Below are 2321 nucleotides of genomic sequence, written 5' to 3' on the forward strand. Positions count from 1 at the left end.
CCCGAGGCACGGCGCCGGCGCAGCGTCTCCCGCAGGGCGTCGGCGGAGGGCAGGTGCGGCGGCGCGGCGGCGTGCACCACGGCGTCCACCCAGCCCTCGACCAGCGCCAGCGCCGTCTCCAACCGGGCCAGCGCGATTTTCTGCTCGGGGGTGTCCTCGGGCTGGAACAGGCCCTGCTGGAGCTTCTCCTGGATCTCCTCCGGACGGGCCGGGTCGAGTTGCCCGACGACGTCCTCCAGCTTCTCGGTGTCGACCTTGATGCCGCGCGCGTATCCCTCGACCGCGCCGAACAGGTGCGAGCGCAGCCACGGCACGTGCGCGAACAGCCGCTGGTGGGCGGCCTCCCGCAGCGCGAGGTAGAGGCGGACCTCCTCCTGCGGCACGCCCAGCCCGGAGCCGAACGCGGCGATGTTGACGGGCAGCAGGGCGGCCTTGCCGGCCGGGCCCAGCGGCAGCCCGATGTCGGTGGAGCCGACGACCTCACCGGCGAGCACACCCACAGCCTGACCGATCTGGGTGCCGAACATCGCGCCGCCCATGGAGCGCATCATGCCCAGCAGCGGGCCGGCCATGGCCTGCATCTCCTGCGGCAGCACGTCACCCATCGCGGCACCGACCCGCTCGGCCACCGGGTCGACCAGGTCCTTCCACACCGGCAGCGTCGCCTCGACCCACTCGGCCCGGCTCCACGCCACCGCGGAGCCGGAGCCCGACGGCAGGGAGGTCGCGCCGTCCAGCCACAGGTCGGCGAGTCGGACGGCCTCCTCGACGGCGGCCCGCTCCTGCGGTCCGACGCTGGCGTCCTTCGAGCCGTCGGGCGCGCCCTGGGCGACCGTCTGCCGGGCGATGTCCTTGGCCATGTCCCAGTTGACCGGGCCGCCCTCGTAGCTCAGCATCTGCCCCAGCCGCTGGAACGCGGCGCCGAGGTCGGCCGGGTCGCCTCCGCCGAGCGAGCCGAACATCGCCGCCAACGGGTTGTCGGCGCTGCCCTGGCCGTCGCCGAAACCGAACGGCGCCTGGCCCTGGCCGTGCTTCTTCCGCGCCTCGTCGCCGTCCTCCGGCTCCTCCGGCGGGACGCCGAATCCGAATGGGGTGTCGCTCACGGGTTTCCTCGGATCTCTGGGGTGACGGATGGACTGCGCGCTACGGCCGGCGCGGCCTGTGAGGGGCTGTACCCCCCAGCCTAGACACGAGTCAGGCAGGATGGGGGGCTGGCGCATGCCGCACCAGAAACAACCGCTGGAGAAGCCCGGTGAGTTCCCAGGAGTCGAACGTTCGCGCAACGCGAAACGGCGCTGCCCGCCGCGTCGTGGCGGTGACCGGTGCCGCCTCGGGGGTCGGTGCGCTGCTGGCCCGCAGACTGGCCGACAGCCCCGAGATCAGAGAGGTGGTCGCACTCGACGAACGCCGGGGCGAGCTGGAGGACGCCCAGTGGCACGTGCTCGACGTGCGGGACCCGGTCATCGCCGACCGGCTGCGCCGCGACGGCGAGCCGGTGGACGTCGTGGTGCACCTCGCGCTCGACCTCGATCTGGGCGCGGACGCCGCGGCGCGCACCGCCTACAACGTGCGCGGCGCGCAGACCGTGCTGACGGCCGCCGCGGCGGCCGGTGTGAAGCGGGTGGTGCTGTGCACCTCGGCCATGGTCTTCGGCGCCCTGCCCGACAACGACGTGGCGCTCGCGGAGGTCGCCGAGCTGCGGGCCACCGCGGAGGCGACCGGTGTCGCCGACCTGCTGGAGATCGAGCGGCTGGCGGAACGCGCGCCGCGCGCCCACCCCGGCCTGAACGTCACCGTGGTCCGCCCGGCCGTGCTGGTCGGCGGCACCGACACCGCGCTGACCCGCTACTTCGAGTCACCGCGCCTGCTGGTCGTCGCCGGTTCGCGCCCTTGCTGGCAGTTCTGCCACGTCGAGGACCTGGTCAGCGCGCTGGAGTTCGCCGCGCTGGAGAAGGTGGACGGGGAGATGGTGGTCGGCTGCGACGGGTGGCTGGAGCAGGAGGAGGTCGAGGAGCTGTCCGGGGTCCGCCGGATGGAGCTGCCCTCCGCCGTCGCGCTCGGCGCCGCGTCCCGGCTGCACCGGCTGGGCCTGACCCCGTCCCCGGCCGGGGACCTCGCGTACACCATGTACCCGTGGGTGGTCAGCGGCAGCCGGTTGCACGCCGCGGGCTGGCGACCGGAGTGGACCAACGAGGAGGTGCTCGCCGAGCTGCTCGCCGAGGTGTCGGGTCGGCACACGCTCGCCGGCCGGCGGCTGGGCCGCAAGGACGCGGCGACGACACTGGGCGCCGCCGGTGCCACCGTCGCGCTGGTCGGCACCG

At 74.2% G+C, this 2321-nt stretch carries 2 protein-coding genes; one reads left to right on the top strand and one right to left on the bottom strand.

Annotated elements, in window-relative coordinates; genetic code table 11:
* On the bottom strand, positions 1–1103 hold a 1103-nt coding region (locus ACYVE9_RS23410; RefSeq protein WP_461029877.1), incomplete at its 3' end, for a zinc-dependent metalloprotease.
* A 149-nt stretch (positions 1104–1252) separates the two neighbouring features.
* Here ACYVE9_RS23410 and ACYVE9_RS23415 point away from each other — a divergent pair.
* A partial coding sequence (locus ACYVE9_RS23415; protein WP_461029878.1) for an SDR family oxidoreductase occupies positions 1253–2321 on the top strand: 1069 nt, incomplete at its 3' end.

Source organism: Streptomyces sparsus (genome assembly GCF_054776295.1).